The 16,671-nt window shown below is 37.8% G+C and carries 17 protein-coding genes; 9 read left to right on the plus strand and 8 right to left on the minus strand.

The genetic code is table 11. The annotated features are described in order from the left end of the window. Positions 1-14: 14 nt before the first annotated feature. From hisG to hisIE, 8 genes are read left to right on the plus strand one after another with little or no spacing between them, the layout of a single operon-like run. Positions 15-872, plus strand: a complete 858-nt coding sequence (gene hisG, locus NZD88_RS16610; protein ID WP_259830602.1) for an ATP phosphoribosyltransferase — start codon at positions 15-17, stop codon at positions 870-872. A 2-nt stretch (positions 873-874) separates the two neighbouring features. Beyond that, positions 875-2,149 carry a histidinol dehydrogenase gene (gene hisD, locus NZD88_RS16615; protein ID WP_259830603.1) on the plus strand — a complete coding sequence of 425 codons (1,275 nt, stop codon included), beginning with the start codon at positions 875-877 and terminating at the stop codon, positions 2,147-2,149. 4 nt (positions 2,150-2,153) lie between these two features. After that, on the plus strand, positions 2,154-3,185 hold the full coding sequence (gene hisC, locus NZD88_RS16620) for a histidinol-phosphate transaminase (protein WP_259830604.1): 1,032 nt from the start codon (positions 2,154-2,156) through the stop codon (positions 3,183-3,185). After that, a complete protein-coding gene (hisB, locus tag NZD88_RS16625; RefSeq protein ID WP_259830605.1) occupies positions 3,182-4,276 on the plus strand; it encodes a bifunctional histidinol-phosphatase/imidazoleglycerol-phosphate dehydratase HisB in 1,095 nt (364 codons plus the stop codon). The genes hisC and hisB overlap by 4 nt, the downstream gene beginning before the upstream one ends. 1 nt (position 4,277) lies before the next feature. Further along, on the plus strand, positions 4,278-4,856 hold the full coding sequence (gene hisH / locus NZD88_RS16630) for an imidazole glycerol phosphate synthase subunit HisH (RefSeq protein WP_259830606.1): 579 nt from the start codon (positions 4,278-4,280) through the stop codon (positions 4,854-4,856). 3 nt (positions 4,857-4,859) lie between these two features. Further along, complete coding sequence (gene hisA, locus NZD88_RS16635) at positions 4,860-5,582, plus strand: 1-(5-phosphoribosyl)-5-[(5-phosphoribosylamino)methylideneamino]imidazole-4-carboxamide isomerase (RefSeq protein ID WP_259830691.1); 723 nt, start codon at positions 4,860-4,862, stop codon at positions 5,580-5,582. Continuing rightward, positions 5,575-6,327 carry an imidazole glycerol phosphate synthase subunit HisF gene (gene hisF, locus NZD88_RS16640; RefSeq protein WP_259830608.1) on the plus strand — a complete coding sequence of 251 codons (753 nt, stop codon included), beginning with the start codon at positions 5,575-5,577 and terminating at the stop codon, positions 6,325-6,327. The genes hisA and hisF overlap by 8 nt, the downstream gene beginning before the upstream one ends. Then, complete coding sequence (gene hisIE / locus NZD88_RS16645; RefSeq protein ID WP_259830610.1) at positions 6,324-6,911, plus strand: bifunctional phosphoribosyl-AMP cyclohydrolase/phosphoribosyl-ATP diphosphatase HisIE; 588 nt, start codon at positions 6,324-6,326, stop codon at positions 6,909-6,911. Before hisF ends, hisIE begins: the two co-directional genes overlap by 4 nt. Before the next feature lie 89 nt (positions 6,912-7,000). Here hisIE and NZD88_RS16650 read toward each other — a convergent pair whose 3' ends face one another. From NZD88_RS16650 to thrS, 8 genes are all read right to left on the minus strand, one after another. Continuing rightward, positions 7,001-8,188: a M28 family peptidase gene (locus NZD88_RS16650; RefSeq protein ID WP_259830612.1), complete on the minus strand. Its 1,188-nt coding sequence runs from the start codon at positions 8,186-8,188 to the stop codon at positions 7,001-7,003. Positions 8,189-8,276: 88 nt separating this feature from the next. Next, a complete protein-coding gene (locus tag NZD88_RS16655; protein WP_259830614.1) occupies positions 8,277-9,461 on the minus strand; it encodes a M28 family peptidase in 1,185 nt (394 codons plus the stop codon). 46 nt (positions 9,462-9,507) lie between these two features. Next, a complete protein-coding gene (locus tag NZD88_RS16660) occupies positions 9,508-10,683 on the minus strand; it encodes a M28 family peptidase (protein ID WP_259830616.1) in 1,176 nt (391 codons plus the stop codon). Positions 10,684-10,918: 235 nt separating this feature from the next. Next, the gene (rplT, locus tag NZD88_RS16665) at positions 10,919-11,263 is read right to left on the minus strand and encodes a 50S ribosomal protein L20 (RefSeq protein ID WP_034705993.1); all 345 of its coding nucleotides are present in this window, start codon (positions 11,261-11,263) and stop codon (positions 10,919-10,921) included. Positions 11,264-11,436: 173 nt separating this feature from the next. Next, a complete protein-coding gene (gene rpmI / locus NZD88_RS16670; RefSeq protein WP_034711140.1) occupies positions 11,437-11,634 on the minus strand; it encodes a 50S ribosomal protein L35 in 198 nt (65 codons plus the stop codon). A 248-nt stretch (positions 11,635-11,882) separates the two neighbouring features. Further along, positions 11,883-12,704, minus strand: a complete 822-nt coding sequence (locus NZD88_RS16675; protein WP_259830622.1) for an alpha/beta fold hydrolase — start codon at positions 12,702-12,704, stop codon at positions 11,883-11,885. A 202-nt stretch (positions 12,705-12,906) separates the two neighbouring features. Next, entirely contained in the window at positions 12,907-13,407 is a 501-nt protein-coding gene (gene infC, locus NZD88_RS16680; RefSeq protein WP_185194848.1) for a translation initiation factor IF-3, read from the minus strand. A 99-nt stretch (positions 13,408-13,506) separates the two neighbouring features. Continuing rightward, the gene (gene thrS, locus NZD88_RS16685) at positions 13,507-15,426 is read right to left on the minus strand and encodes a threonine--tRNA ligase (protein WP_259830623.1); all 1,920 of its coding nucleotides are present in this window, start codon (positions 15,424-15,426) and stop codon (positions 13,507-13,509) included. Positions 15,427-15,691: 265 nt separating this feature from the next. Between thrS and NZD88_RS16690 the strand changes: the two genes are divergently transcribed. Further along, positions 15,692-16,660, plus strand: a complete 969-nt coding sequence (locus NZD88_RS16690; protein ID WP_259830625.1) for a dipeptidase — start codon at positions 15,692-15,694, stop codon at positions 16,658-16,660. Positions 16,661-16,671 lie beyond the last annotated feature (11 nt).

Raw genomic sequence — 16,671 nt, forward strand, 5'->3', positions numbered from 1 at the left:
CCAAAAACAATACAATGAGTAAATTAAAAATTGCGATCCAGAAAAGCGGCAGGCTTTACGAAGAATCCCTACAGCTCCTCAAAGACTGCGGTATTTTCGTCAACAACGGAAAAGACCAGCTGAAAGTCTCCGTAGACAACTTTCCAATGGAGATCATGTATCTCAGAAATTCAGACATTCCTCAATACCTCGAAGATGGAGTGGTAGACGTTGCCATCGTTGGCGAAAATCTTTTAGCCGAAAAACAGAAAAATATCCAGATTGTTGAGAAACTGGGATTCTCAAAATGCAGGGTTTCCTTAGCCGTTCCCAAAGAAGTGGAAACTGATGATCTTTCCTACTTTCAGGGCAGAAAAATTGCCACTTCTTATCCCAATACCCTTAAGGATTTTCTCGAACAAAAAGGAATCAAGTCCGATATCCACATCATTTCCGGTTCAGTTGAAATAGCCCCGAATATCGGACTTGCAGATGGTATTTGTGATATAGTAAGCTCCGGAAGTACTTTATTTAAAAACGGATTGAGGGAGACGATCACCATTCTGAAATCAGAAGCGGTTCTGGCAAAAACGTCTGTACTTAATACTGAGAAAGAGGTAATTCTCGATAAATTTCTGTTTCGCATCCAGTCTGTTTTAAGAGCAAAAAATACAAAGTATATCCTGATGAATGTTCCGAATGAAAAGATCAAAGACATTGCTTCTGTCCTTCCTGTTTTGAAAAGTCCTACCGTAATTCCTTTGGCAGAAAAAGGCTGGAGCAGTATTCATTCAGTGATTGATGAAGAAAGATTTTGGGACGTCATTGATGAGCTGAAAGAAAACGGAGCACAGGACATTCTTATTATTCCAATCGATAAAATGGTTATTTAATTATGAAAATATACAGATATCCAGAAAGAGAAACTTGGCCAGATCTTGTAAAAAGACCGGTTTTTAAACGTGAAGAAATCTCCGGACTGATTGAGGAAATATTTGCAGCCGTAGAAAAAGACGGTGACCATGCACTGATTCAGTTGAATAAGAAATTTGACAAGGCAGTAACTCCAGAAATTGCGGTTTCAGAAGTTGAATGGCAAAATGTCGAAAATGAAATTCCTGAAGCGTTAAAAAAAGCCATCAGACAGGCAAAAGAGAATATTTCAAAATTTCATGCTGCCCAAATAACAGAGACTGAAAAAATTGAAACTACAAAAGGAGTAATCTGCTGGCGGGAAAACAGAGCGGTAGAAAAAGTAGGAATCTATATTCCGGGGGGAACTGCGCCCTTGTTTTCAACAGTTCTCATGCTTGCTGTACCTGCAAATCTGGCAGGATGCAAGGAGATTATCCTTTGTACACCACCCGATAGCAATGGGAATATCAATCCTGCTATTCTGTTCACTGCCAAACTTTGTGGTATTACTAAAATATTCAAAACGGGTGGAGCACAGGCTATTGCAGCAATGACTTTAGGGACAGTAAGCATTCCAAAGGTTTATAAAATTTTCGGACCAGGAAACCAGTTTGTTGTTGCTGCTAAGGAATATGCGCAGCGTTATGGTGTAGCTATTGACATGCCAGCGGGACCAAGCGAAGTTCTTGTGATTGCAGACAGTCAGGCAGTTCCGGATTTTTGTGCCGCAGACCTTCTGTCACAGGCGGAACACGGAAGCGATAGCCAGGTGGTTTTTATCACTACAGATCTCAAAATTTTCACCGAAACCATTGAAGCTGTCGAAAAACAGGTGGCAAAGCTTCCAAGAAATGAAATGGCCCGTCAGGCTCTGGATCATAGTCTTTTTATTCTGATCAATTCTGTTGAAGAAGCTTTGCAATTCAGTAACCTCTATGCTCCGGAACACCTTATTCTGGCTTTGGAAGATTTTGAGAAGTCTATTCCGGTTATTGTGAATGCAGGATCTGTCTTCCTGGGAAATTATTCCTGTGAAAGTGCAGGAGATTATGCAAGCGGAACCAATCATACCTTACCTACGAATGCTTATGCAAAGAACTACAGCGGGGTTTCTCTCGACAGTTTTGTTAAGAAAATTACATTCCAGCACCTTTCCCGGGAAGGTCTTAAAAACATAGGAAAGACAATAGAAATAATGGCCGAGGCCGAAGGTCTTATCGCCCACAAAAATGCAGTATCTATTAGATTAAAATAATACAATGAAAAAATTCAATATCAACAGTTTAGTAAGAGAGAATATACTAAAGTTACAGCCTTATATCAGTTTCAGGGATCACAATGAGTTTAATGCTCCGGTATTGCTGGACGCTAATGAATGTCCGTTCGGGGAATTCAACAGGTATCCGGATTCGTCTCAGAAAAAGCTTAAAAATAAATTAGCAAGCCTTAAAAATCTTTCTCCGGCGCAGATCGCCATAGGAAATGGAAGTGATGAATTGATCGATTTAACCATTAAAATCTTCTGTGAGCCTAAAAAAGATGCCATTCTGATGATGAATCCTTCTTTTGCGATGTACGGTTTTTATGCCGCAGTCAATGAAAATGAAGTGATAAAATTGGATCTGGATGAAAATTTTGAAATTGTAAAAGATGATTTTCTAAAGGTCACTCAGGAACGTCAGATTAAAATTTTCTTTCTGTGTTCGCCCAATAATCCAACGGGAAACAGTGTAGAGGATATTGAGTTTTTCATTCAGAATTTTGAAGGTATTGTTGTCATCGATGAAGCTTATATCGAATTTTCAGGAAAGAAATCAGGAATTGAGTGGCTTGCCCAATATCCTAATGTAATTGTCCTTCAGACTTTTTCAAAAGCCTGGGGAACAGCGGGAGCAAGGGTAGGAACAGCCTATGCTTCTGAGGAAATCATCCGTTTTATTAATACCGTAAAAGCACCTTATAACGTCAATTCCCTTAGTCAGGAGCTTATTCTAAACCTATTGGAAGATGAAAACAAACTCAAAGAAAACGTTGAAAATGTCTTAAAGGAAAGAGAATGGTTAAAAGAAGAGTTTAAAAAGATAGATTGTATTGAAAAGGTATTTCCGACAGATGCCAATTTCTTTCTGATTAAAATGAAGGACGGTCAAAAAGTGTATGAGAAGATGCTTGAAGAAGAAGTTTTAACCAGTCAAAGAGCACCTGCAATTCCAAACTGCATCAGGATCAATGTAGGAACCCGTGAAGAAAATGAAAAATTAGTCAATGTTTTAAAAGGAATAGAATCATGAAAAAAGTATTGTTCATAGACCGTGACGGAACACTTATCGTAGAACCGCCGGTAGATTTCCAGGTAGATTCGTTGGAAAAGCTTGAGTTTTATCCCGGAGTTTTTCAGAACCTTTCCAAAATCGTCAGAGAAATGGATTACGAACTGGTGATGGTGACTAATCAGGATGGTTTGGGAACTGAAAGTTTTCCCTTTGAAGATTTTATAAAACCTCAGGAAAAAATGTTGAAAACATTCGAAAATGAAGGCATTATTTTCAGCGATATTCTGATCGATAAAAGCTTCGAACATGAAAATCTCCCGACCAGAAAACCGGGAATCGGGATGCTTTCAAAATATATGTATGGAAGTTATGATCTTGAAAACTCCTATGTAATTGGTGATCGAAGTACAGATGTTCAACTAGCTAAAAACATGGGAACTCAATCTATTTTCCTCAATGAAAGCTTTAATGAGAATGCGACGCTCAGTACAGACAGCTGGAACGGTATTTATTCGTTTTTAAAACAGGAATCCAGAAAGGCAAAAGTCTATAGAAAAACCAATGAAACCGAAATCGATATTGAAATAGATCTTAACGGAAACGGAACTTCTGAAATTTCAACGGGACTTCATTTTTTTGATCACATGTTGGAACAGATTTCAAAACATGGAAATTTGGATTTAAAAATAAAAGTCAATGGAGATCTTCAGGTTGATGAGCACCACACGATTGAAGATACGGGAATTGCTTTGGGAGAAGCCTTTTTAAAAGCATTGGGAAATAAAAAAGGAATTGAAAGATATGGATTTCTGCTTCCTATGGATGATTGTCTGGCCCAGGCGGCAATCGATTTCGGAGGCAGGCCGTGGCTGGTTTGGGATGTGGATTTCAAAAGAGAAAAAATAGGGGATGTTCCTACAGAAATGTTTATTCACTTTTTCAAGTCATTTACAGATTCTTCCAGATCCAATCTGAATATCAAAGCGGAAGGCGGTAATGAACACCACAAAATAGAAGCTGTATTCAAAGCATTTGCGAAAGCTGTTAAAATAGCGGTAAACCAGTCAGATAGCAATTATAATTTACCATCAACCAAAGGAAGCTTATAAGATGATTGCATTAATAAAATATAACGGAGGAAATGTGAGTTCAGTTCAAAATGCACTGGCACGATTGAATATTGAATCCATAGTTACCGATGATCCCGAACTGATTCTGAAAGCGGATAAAGTTATTTTTCCGGGAGTAGGAGAAGCTTCATCAACAATGAAAGTATTGAAAGAAAAAGGCCTTGATCTGCTTATTCCTGCCTTGAAACAACCTGTTCTGGGCATTTGTCTGGGAATGCAGCTGATGTGTGGAGATAATGAAGAAGGAAATGTAAGAGGAATGGGAATTTTTGATGTTGATGTTAAAAGATTTCCACCCGAAGATCTGGTTCCCCATATGGGCTGGAATACCATTTCTAATCTTAAAAGTCCTCTTTTTTCAGGAGTTGAGGAAAACAGCGATGTGTATTTTGTTCACAGTTATTATTGCGGTCTGGCAGATGCTACAGTGGCGGGATGTGGGTATATTTTGCCGTTCAGTGCTTCGCTGCAGAGAGATAATTTTTTTGCCGTACAGTTTCACCCGGAAAAATCGGGGACGGTGGGCAGTAAGATATTAAACAACTTTATTAAATTATAAATGATGAAAATTATTCCAGCCATTGATATTATTGACGGAAAGTGTGTGCGCCTTTCAAAAGGAGATTATGCCACAAAAAAAATATACAGTGAAGATCCGGTAGAAATTGCTAAGGAATTTGAAAGTTACGGAATTCAGTTTCTTCACCTTGTAGACCTGGACGGAGCCAGATCTAAACATATTGTGAACCAGAAAGTCTTGGAGAATATTTCCAGGGAAACATCACTTCATATCGATTTTGGAGGCGGGTTAAAAACGGGAAACGATATAGAAACTGCTTTTAATTCTGGGGCAAAGCAGATCACGCTTGGGAGTATTGCTGTTCAGGATCAGGAATTCTGCCTGGAAATGATTAAAAAGTATGGGAGCGAAAAGATTATTCTTGGAGCCGATTGCGAAAACAGAAAAATAAAAACGTCCGGATGGCAGGAAGAAAGCAGCTTGGATATTATCGATTTTCTTTTGAATTATCAGGAAAAAGGAATACTTCAGACCATATGCACGGATATTTCAAAGGACGGAATGCTGGAAGGCCCTTCAACAGATCTGTACAAAGAGATTTTGAATAAAACAACGGTGAAACTTACAGCCAGTGGTGGTATTTCATGCATAGAAGATGTTGAAAGAATGAAGGAAATCGGATGTTCGGGAACCATTATAGGAAAGGCTATTTACGAGGGAAAAATACAATTACAACAACTTCAGGAATTTATTGAAAATGCTTAAAAAAAGAATTATTCCGTGTCTGGATATCAAAGACGGAACGACGGTAAAAGGCGTCAATTTTGAAGGTTTACGCAATGCCGGAGACCCCATAGAACTTGCCGTAAAATATGAGCAGGAAGGTGCTGATGAACTGGTTTTCCTGGATATTACAGCTACATTGGAAGACCGAAAAACATTTGTTGGTTTGGTGAAAGATATTGCACGAAACCTGAGTATTCCTTTTACAGTTGGAGGAGGGATTTCCTCTGCAGAAGATGTCAGGAAACTTCTGGAAGCCGGAGCAGACAAGATCAGCATTAATTCTTCGGCTGTTAAAAATCCACAACTGATTCATAAACTTTCAAAAGAATTTGGAAGCCAGTGCATCGTTGTAGCCATAGACACGAGGTTGACCCATGGATCAGACCTTGTCTATGTAAGAGGAGGAAAAGTAGCCACCAACCTGAACACAATAGAGTGGGCGAAAGAAGTGGTATCTTTAGGTGCAGGGGAGATTCTTTTGACCTCCATGGATGGTGACGGAACAAAAAATGGATTCGATATCCGTATTACGAAGCTGGTTTCTGAGGCCGTAAGCATTCCTGTAATTGCTTCCGGAGGAGCGGGAAGTGCCAATGACTTTGTTCAAGTATTTAATGAGACAAAAGCCACAGGTGCATTGGCAGCCAGTATTTTCCACTTTAATGAGGTGCCTGTTCAAGAATTAAAAAAACAATTAAGAACTCAAAAAATTTCCGTACGATGAAAATAGATTTTGAAAAAAGTAATGGCCTTGTTCCGGTAATTATTCAGGACAGCAGAACACAGCAGGTACTGATGCTTGGCTACATGAATGAAGAGGCTTTTGAAAAAACAGAAAAAGAAGGCATTGTCACCTTTTTCAGCCGTTCCAAAAACCGCCTTTGGACCAAAGGAGAAGAATCAGGTAATTTTTTAACGGTAAAAAACATAAATATAGACTGTGATCAGGATACGATCTTAATCCAGGCAGTGCCTAAAAATACAGTCTGCCACACCGGAAGTTTCAGCTGTTTTGGTGAAAAAGATAACAAAGGTTTCCTGTATGAGTTGGAAGCGAAAATAGCCAATAGAATTGATCGCAAGACCGAAGGCTCTTATACTTATTCCCTTTATCAGAGAGGAATCAATAAAATGGCTCAGAAAGTAGGCGAGGAGGCCGTAGAACTGGTTATTGAAGCGAAAGATAGCAATGATGATCTTTTCAAAAATGAAGCCGCCGATTTGATGTATCACTTTTTGATTTTGCTGAAAGCGAAAGGATTTTCTATGGAGGATATAGAGGAAGTTCTTCGGAGTAGGGATCAATAAGCAGAAAAGATGATCACATACGGAAGTCATTCAATAAAAAAGCAGGAAGTCATCCTTCCTGCCATATAATTTAGATATAAATATTCAGATTATCTCTCAATCAGAATTTTTCGTACCGCCGTCTGCCCATCAGCTTTGATAACACCGATATAGGCTCCTTCAGGCAGCCCTGAAACATTAATTTTTGTTTCATTATCCTTTTTTAAAAGTACTTTTCCGGAAAGCGCTGTAATTTCAAAGCTGAACTCTTTGATATGCGTATCCAGAAGTTCGATATTAACGGTATCTTTCGACGGATTAGGGTAGATAGATACTGCTTCAAGAGCATGAGAGGAAACAGTTTCTTTTGTATTCATCACAAGTGAATTGACAGAAGTAGCAACGGCAAAATGTTGTAAAGCGCCTACGGTTGCTTTTCCTATTTTGAAAATATACACAGGATCTGTATTGGCAAAGGTATCATTGGAAGTGTGCGGATAGCTGCTTCTTATTCTTTCAAAAAAGCCCGTGATGATTTCACCTTTTCTTTCAAAAGGAATGTAATCTGTATCTTCTGCCGGATCTACAGCCGTCTGAAGTGGAGAGTACAGGGTTGTACAGTTTCTAAGCTGTTGGGTTACTGCTGCTGCGGCCGCATTATTACTTGTAGGTCCCGCCTGATCCTGGTCGCAGTAAACCGTATTATTGTTATTGCCCATAACGCCTCCTACCTGATCAAGATTAAATACCAACTTGATATCCAATATCCTTGTTCCATTCTGGTAGGCCACATTATTCACATAATGGGTGCTTCCCCTCAATCCCTGCTCCTCACCGGAGAAATGGATGAATTTAATTGAATACTCTGTAGGAACATTTCTTAAGATCCTTGCGGCCTCTAAGATGATAGAAGTCCCACTGCCGTTGTCATTCACTCCAGGACCGTTAATGCTGTCAAAATGCCCGCAGATGATTACGTATTTATTAGGATAAACCGTTCCTGTCTTGGTAATCACCAGATTTTTAGAACTGGTACTTCCAAAGGTGAAAGGATCCTCTACGATCTGGCTGGCAGAATATCCATAGGAAATGTATTTATTTTTTATCCATGTTAATGCACTGGCATTATTGGTAGAACCGGTTGTTTTGATTCCAAGATTAGAGAACTGCTGTAAGTTCGTGGTAATATTGGTCTGTGAAACCAGATTGGCCCTGTCCTGATAAGCCTGAATAAAACTCTGGGCTTTACTGCTGGATACTGCCAGAATAACCGACAGAAGAGTGATTGTTTTTTTCATGTTAATTATATTTTATGATGAAGTGGTTGGTGATAAAACTGAATTGTAAAAAGTCCTGGTTTAAAAGCCAGGACCTAATAATGATGATTTATTTCTCTATAATGATCTTTCTTGTAACGCTGGAACCTTCCGTCTTTACAGTACATAGATAAACGCCATTTTCTAAGCGTGAAATGTTAATCAGAGTCTGATTTTCTTCTTTCAACATAGGAAGTCCCGCCAAATCAGTGATTTCAACACTAAAGTTTTTTGTTCTTAAATCCGGCAGTTCAATATTTAAAACATCTTTCGCTGGATTTGGATATACTTTTACTGATTCCAATGTCTGTAGTGGCTTTTCCTTAGACGCAGAAATAGCAGAAACCGTTGAAGATGCCGTTGCAAAGTGCTGCATTGCCCCTACGGCAGCTTTGGCTACTTTAAATACATAGACAGGATCTACATTGGCAAATGTGTCATTGGCTGTATGCTCATTATAACTTCTGGTATATTCATAAAAACCTGTGATTACATCTCCCTTTTGTTCAAAAGGCATATAATCAGATGAATAGGCGTTAGAAATGCTGGTCTGAAGAGGGGAGTACAGCGTAGTGCATGTTGCCAGCTGCTGTGTTATGGTATTGGAAGCAGCATTATTTCCTGATTGCCCGGCGGTATCTCTTTCGCAGATAATCTTATTGTTAACATTTCCGATCTTACCACCTACCTGGTCAAGATTAAATACCAATTTAATATCCAGCTTGCGTACGCCGCTTTGGAACTCAACGTTATTGGCATAATGAGAACTTCCATACAGCCCCTGTTCTTCTCCGGAGAAATGAATAAACTTGATAGAGTATTCTGTAGGAACATCCTTTAAAATTCTGGCCACTTCTAAAATAACAGAAGTCCCGCTACCGTTATCACTTGTGCCTGGACCAGTAACGGTATCATAATGCCCGCAAATGATTACATACTTATTAGGATAAACGGTTCCTGTTTTGGTAATTACCAGATTCTTGGAACTGGTACTCCCAAAAGTGAAAGGATCTTCCACGACCTGACTGGCAGAATATCCAAAGGAAGTGTACTTGTTTTTGATCCAGGTCAGGGTGTTGGCATTATTTACAGATCCGGTAGTTTTAATTCCTAAATTGGAAAATTGCTGCAGATTGTTGGTAATGTTGGTTTGAGTAACCTGGTCTGCCCTGTTCTTATAAGCTTGAATGAGGGTCTGGGCACTGACGTTTCCGACCGCTAACGCAGTGCATAAAAATGTGGTAAGTTTTTTCATATTAAATATTTTGGATGGGTGTGTGATTGCTTATGTTGGTGTGTGATTATTTTTCTATAATGATTTTTCTGGTTATGGTATTTTTATCTGATTTTACGGTCACCATATACGCTCCATTGGTAAGCGCCGAGGTATTCATTCTCTTTTCGTTTTCAGCATTCAGCAGCAATCTCCCGTTCATATCACTGATCTCAACTTTAAAGTTTTTATCATCCTTTGGCAGCTCTATATGAATGAAATCATGCGCCGGATTAGGATAGATCCTGACTGTTTCCAATGAATTTTCAGTGTGCACATCTTCCGTTGCTAAAGTAATGGTTGAAGCGCCTGCAAAGTGCTGTAAAGCACCTAAAGCCGCCTTTCCGGTATTAAAAACGTAGATAGGATCTACATTGGCAAAAGTATCATTGACGGTATGCTCATTATAACTTCTTGTTGTTTCGTAAAAGCCTGTAATAATATCACCTTTGTTTTCAAATGGCATATAATCCGAATTAAATGCATTGGACATAGTTGTCTGAAGTGGAGAATATAATGTGGTACAGGTAGCTAACTGTTGCGTCATCGCCAATGAAGTTGCGTTATTTCCGGTTTGTCCGCTCTGATCGCTTTCACACTTGATATTATTGTTTAAATTTCCCAGTTGTCCTCCTACCTGATCAATATTGAATACAACTTTCAGATTAAGCTGACGCACATTATTCTGGAAAACAACATTATTTACATAATGTGTACTTCCCAAAAGATTCTGCTCCTCACCGGAAAAATGAATAAATTTCACAGAATAATCTGTAGGAACATCTTTTAAGATTCTGGCCGCTTCAAGAAGGATAGATGTTCCGCTGCCATTATCACTTACTCCCGGGCCGGTAACCGTATCATAATGCCCACAAATAATCACGTAGGTATCAGGGTAGACGGTTCCTGTTTTGGTGATGATTAAATTTTTTGAAATATTGCCATTATAAGTGAAACTATCTTCTGTGATTTGGCTTGCATCGTACCCGTAAGACTGATATTTTGCTTTAAGCCAATTCAGTGCATTCGTGTTTTCTGTTGAACCTGTTGTTTTTACACCCAGGTTCCCAAAACCCTGAAGGTTGGCGGTAATATTGGCCTGAGATACTTTATTTACTCTGGTCTGGTAAGCCTGTATAAAATTCTGACCCTGAAGGCTATAAGCTGATAAAGAAAGGAGTAAAATAGTCGTTATTTTTTTCACTTTTAACTAAATTTTTATAGATTTAATAATTCAACAAATGTAGATAATAAAAATCAATTTTATTTTATGCAAAAAGGAAAAATTCTCTAATAGATCCTTATTTTTTTTAATAAGTTTAAAAGGGCGAAATTTAATCTACAGTACGTTATTTTTAATGAAAAAAAGTTACAAAATGGTAGGCACAAAAAAATCCCGAGCAAAGCCCGGGATTATATTGATAACAAAAAATTCTACATTATTTTACTTGATCTACAACTGCTTTGAAAGCTTCAGGGTGATTCATTGCTAAATCTGCTAAAACTTTTCTGTTAAGCTCAACGTTGTTCTTTTTAAGAGCTCCCATAAATTGAGAGTAAGACATTCCATGCTCTCTGGCACCCGCGTTGATACGAGTAATCCAAAGTGATCTGAAATTTCTCTTTTTCTCTTTTCTTCCACGGTAAGCATATTGCATTGCTTTTTCTACCGCGTTTTTAGCTACAGTCCAAACGTTCTTTCTTCTACCGAAAAAACCTTTAGCTTGCTTAATAATTTTCTTTCTGCGAGCTCTTGAAGCTACTGCATTTACTGATCTTGGCATAATTTAAATTGTTTTTTTGAAAAGGGCGGAATTTTTTAATTTAGAATTAAAAGTAAATAATGAAAAATCTTAATTATTATCTTTTCACTATTCATTCACTTAGTGGCACCGTTTCAGGGTTAAATTGTTGAATTTGTTTGAATTCTTATAAACCGAATATAGATTTATAAAAACTACTTAATTGCTAATTGACGTTTAACACTTTTCTCGTCCACTTTTGCAACATAAGAAGTTTGCGTAAGATTTCTCTTTTGCTTAGTTTCTTTCTTTGTCAAGATGTGGCTTTTGAAAGCATTTTTTCTTTTAATCTTACCAGTTCCGGTAAGTTTAAAACGCTTTTTAGCACCTGATTTCGTTTTTAATTTTGGCATTGTTCTGCTTTTTTATTGTTTTGTTATCAATATCTTGTCCTTGATTCCTCGTAATACTTAGGAATTACAGTTGGCAAAGATACAAAAAAAACATCAATCTTTTCCCAGCACCATGGATTTTATAATAATTTCTTTAGCTGTAGGAGCTTTGATATTTTCATTTGTCAGAATGGGGTAGAGGATTTCACAAATCGAACAGCAGATATCTGTACCTGCTGTTCGATTGATATCATATTGAAAATTAAATTCTATGATTTGAAGAACTCCAACAGGTCTTTATTAATCGTTGCAGCTTCTGTAGTTGGCATCCCATGAGGAAATCCCGGGTATGTAATCAATTTCCCGTTTTTAACAAGTTGAGCCGCTACTACACCAGTAATTTCATAGGGAACAATTTGATCATCTTCGCCATGTAATACCAATACCGGCACCTCTACATTTTTAAGATCTTCTGTGAAATCGGTTTCAGAAAAAGCCTTGATACAGTCGTAATGAGCCTTGATAGAACCCATCATTCCCTGTCTCCACCAGTTTCTGCGGATTCCTTCAGATTCTTTGGCTCCTTCTCTGTTATAACCGTAGAATGCCAGCGAAAAATCTACAAAATACTGTGGTCTCTGAGTGGCTGTATTCTGACGGATTTCATCAAAAACAGACATTGGGATCCCGTTGGGATTGTTTTCAGTTTTAATCATAATAGGTGTTACTGCACTTATTAAAACAGCCTTTGAAGCTCTTCCCTTGCTATGCTGTGCTACATATCTGATCACTTCACCACCACCTGTAGAATGGCCTACATGAATGACATCTTTTAAATCCAGCGCTGTAACAATTTCTGCAACATCTGATGCATAAGTGTCCATATCATGTCCATCAGCAGTTTGTGTAGATCTCCCATGACCTCTTCTGTCGTGGGCAATAACCCGGTAACCCTGCTCTAGGAAGAATAACATCTGTACATCCCAATCGTCACTGGATAAAGGCCATCCATGGTGAAAGAATACCGGTTGTCCTTTTCCCCAGTCTTTATAATAAATCTCCGTTCCGTCTTGTAGTGTAAGTGTACTCATTGTTTTTTTTCTTTTAAGTTATTAATAATATAACGAATAGTATTGTTTATTATTTACAATACAAAGGTATATCAATATCTTTCACGGGATATTGATGTAGGATAATATTTAATAATAACTTAATAAAATTTCAAAACAAAAAAAAACCTCAAAATATTTTGAGGTTTTATATGATAGGAAACAGACGCTGGGTCTGCTAAAACTATTTAGCTGGTTTTTTAGGACTCATCATCATAATCATTCTTTTTCCTTCAAGCTTTGGCAGCTGATCTACCTTTCCTACGTGCTCCAGTTCCTGAGCAAGTTTTAGAAGAAGGATCTCTCCCTGGTCTTTAAAGATAATTGAACGTCCCTTAAAAAAAACGTAGGTTTTCAATTTAGAACCTTCTTCAAGGAATTTTTCAGCATGTTTCTTCTTAAATTCATAATCATGGTCGTCAGTCTGAGGTCCGAAACGGATCTCTTTTACCACCACTTTTATTTGCTTGGCTTTAAGTTCTTTCTGCTTTTTCTTTTGCTCATATAAGAATTTTTTGTATTCTAATATTCTTGCAATAAACGGTTCTGCCTTATCGGAAATTACTACCAGATCCAATTCTTGTTCTGCAGCAAATTGTCTTGCTTTATCGATTGGATAAATTCCCGGCTCTACGTTATCGCCCACTAAACGAAGCTCTCTCACACGAATTTTATCGTTGATCAAGTGTAGGTCCTCCTGTACAGGACGTCTCTGTGGGCCCCTGTTGTTAAATCTTTGTGCTATTGTATTAAATTTTATTGGTTAACTTTCTATTTAGCAATATTATATTGCTGCTTCTTTCTTAAAATAATTGACGAAATCTTCCATATTCATCACTCCCAGATCTCCTTCTCCACGTCTTCTTACAGAAATCGTGCCGTCATTCTCCTCATTTTCACCTACAACAAGCATGAATGGGATCTTCTTCAATTCTGCATCACGGATTTTTTTACCCGTTTTCTCATTTCTGTCGTCAATCAGACCGCTAATATCGTGATTTTCTAAAAATTGTGAAACTTTTTTTGCATAATCTACGTATTTTTCACTGATCGGTAAAATAATAAACTGATCAGGGCTTAGCCATAATGGGAAATCTCCTGCCGTATTCTCTAATAAGATCGCGATAAAACGTTCCATAGAACCAAATGGAGCTCTGTGGATCATTACCGGTCTATGTTTCTCATTATCGTTTCCAATATAGTGGAGATCAAATCTTTCAGGTAAGTTATAGTCAACCTGGATCGTTCCAAGCTGCCATTTTCTTCCCAATGCATCTTTCACCATGAAATCCAGTTTCGGACCGTAGAATGCAGCTTCGCCATATTCTACAATTGTTTTCAAACCTTTTTTCTCTGCTGCGTTGATGATCGCATTTTCGGCTTTTTCCCAATTTTCATCAGAACCGATATATTTTTCTCTGTTATCAGGATCTCTTAACGAAACCTGAGTAACAAAATCTTCAAAACCTAATGATTTAAAAACATAAAGCGTTAAATCAATTACTTTTTCAAATTCCTCTGAAAGCTGATCCGGAGTACAGAAAAGGTGAGCATCATCCTGAGTAAATCCACGAACTCTTGTCAGCCCGTGAAGCTCTCCACTTTGCTCATATCTGTAAACAGTACCAAATTCTGCATATCTCTTTGGAAGATCCCTGTAGCTCCATTGTGAAGTTTTGTAAATTTCACAGTGGTGAGGGCAGTTCATTGGCTTCAGCATGAATTCTTCTCCTTCATTTGGCGTTTTGATAGGCTGGAAGCTATCTGCACCATATTTATCCCAGTGTCCTGAGGTTACATACAATTCTTTTGAACCGATATGCGGTGACATTACAAATTCGTAACCTCCTTTTTTCTGAGCATCAGAAAGGAAATTCTCTAATTTTTTTCTTAAAGCAGTCCCTTTTGGCAGCCAAAGAGGTAAACCTGCGCCCACTTTTTCAGAGAAAGCAAAAATTCCTAATTCTTTACCTAGCTTTCTATGATCTCTTCTTTTAGCTTCTTCTAATAATTCAAGATATTCAGTAAGGTCTTTCTGTTTAGGGAAAGAAATACCATAAACTCTTGTTAATTGAGGATTTTTTTCATTTCCTCTCCAGTAAGCTCCGGCTGCATTTAAAATCTTAACAGCTTTCACAATTCCCGTATTCGGAATATGTCCTCCACGACATAAATCTGTGAAGTTATCATGTGTTACAAAAGTGATCTCTCCATCATTAAGATTAGAAATAAGCTCTACTTTGTAAGGATTATCTGCGTATGTTTTTAATGCTTCTTCTTTAGAAACTGGATATAGAGAGAACGTGGAGGCTTTCTTTGCATTTTCCAACACTTTCTTTTCAATCTTCTCAAAATCTTTTTCAGATAAATTTTCGTCCCCAAAATCTACATCATAATAGAATCCACTTTCAATGGCCGGACCGATGGTCAACTTAGCATTGGGATAAAATTCAAGGATCGCCTGCGCCAAAAGGTGAGCCGAAGAATGCCAGAAGGCTTTCTTTCCAAGATCATCATTCCAGGTTAACAATTGTACCGTTGAATCCGTGGTTATAGGTGTGGTGGTTTCTACTTGTTTGCCGTTTACAACTGCGGAGATGGTATTTCTAGCCAATCCCTCGCTTATAGATTTCGCCACATCTAAAGGAGTAACTTCTCCTTCAAATTCTTTGACACTATTGTCTGGAAGTGTAATTTTTATCATTGTTTACTAAGAAATTTTAAGAGGCAAAAATACGCATTTTTTAGTTAATATGCTATATTTAAAGTATATTTGAAATAAGAATTACGGTTGAATCTTGAAAATTGGATTTGTGATTTTAAATGTATTCATTCTTAGCCTAATTTTTTCACGGAGAAATACCCCCATACTTTAGTGTTTTCCAGTAAGAAAGCTCCGAAACTGGGATGTTCTGTCTGTGGAAAATCTGACACTGATTCAAAAAAGAAATGATAAGATGTATAATGATATGAAAAACTTTAATATTGACCTGCACTGCGATTTATTATGCCATTTATTAAGCCCGGGCGCTACAATTGATGATAAAGAACTAGGCTGTTCGCTCCCTTATTTAAAAGAGGGACATGTGAAACTCCAGGTAATGGCCATATACTCCGCGACTGGTGCCAACAGTACGGAGGATGCTGCCAAACAGAGTCACCTATTTTCAGAGATGCTGAAAAATGAAAATTTCTTCTTATTTGAAGGCGAAAATTACAAAAATAAGGAAAATGAAAACAGGGTAGGCGTCATTGCTTCTATTGAAAATGCGTCTGGTTTTTGCGGAGAAGATGAGCCTTTAGAATCAGGATTTAAAAACCTGGAAGCCATCATTGAAAAGACACAGAAAATTCTTTATCTGGGAATTACCCATCATACAGAAAACCGTTTTGGAGGCGGGAATAATTCTGAGGCGGGATTGAAAGAAGATGGAAAAGTTCTGTTAGATTATATTTCAGACAGAAAAATTCCTATTGATCTCGCCCACACAAGCGATCAGCTGGCCTATGGTATTCTTAATTATATTGATCAGAAAAATTACAACATTCCTATTCTGGCAAGCCATTCCAATTACCGGACAGTTCATGACAAAAACAGGAATCTTCCGGATGAACTGGCTAAAGAAATTATCAAAAGAAAAGGTCTGATAGGTCTTAATTTTATCAGAAACTGTGTAGATGAAACCAACCCGGAAAAACTATACGAACATATTCAATACGGACTGGATTTGGGAGGAGAAGATGCTATTGCCTACGGTGCTGATTTTTTCTATTGCAAAAACCACCCTGATAAATCACGTTATCCTTTTTTCTTTGAAGGATATGATGATGCAGTAGCACTGAATGCAATCAACAGCAGAATTGAAAAGGATTTTTCTCCTGAAATCATGGAAAAGATCAGTTATAAAAATGCTTTGAAATTTATAGAAAGTATTTAATAGCACTGGTG

Origin of the sequence: Chryseobacterium pyrolae (assembly GCF_025153485.1) — a bacterium.
GTDB lineage: Bacteria > Bacteroidota > Bacteroidia > Flavobacteriales > Weeksellaceae > Chryseobacterium > Chryseobacterium antibioticum.